Raw genomic sequence first — 264 nt, forward strand, 5'->3', positions numbered from 1 at the left:
GGATGATCAGGTCGGTCTGCGGCTTGAACACCATGGGCAAGTCGGCCAGCTCGAAGCTGCGGTGCTCGAAGGTGGACAGCACCGCGACCTTGACCTGCGGCGCGCTGAGCCGGCGGTCGGTGACCCGCGACCAGAGCACCGGGTGCATCTCGGCCATGTTCGAGCCCCAGAGGACGAAGCTGTCGGTGGCCTCGATGTCGTCGTAGCAGCCCATCGGCTCGTCCATGCCGAAGCTGCGCATGAAGCCCATCACCGCCGAGGCCA

Annotated in this window: 1 protein-coding gene; it reads right to left on the minus strand. The window is 66.7% G+C overall.

Annotation, left to right across the window (positions count from 1 at the left end; translation table 11 throughout):
- On the minus strand, positions 1 to 264 hold a 264-nt coding region (locus ACNQO6_RS18435; protein WP_440209911.1), incomplete at both ends, for a molybdopterin-dependent oxidoreductase.

It is taken from the genome of Acinetobacter calcoaceticus (genome assembly GCF_051947995.1).
Taxonomy (GTDB): Bacteria; Pseudomonadota; Gammaproteobacteria; order Pseudomonadales; family Moraxellaceae; genus Acinetobacter.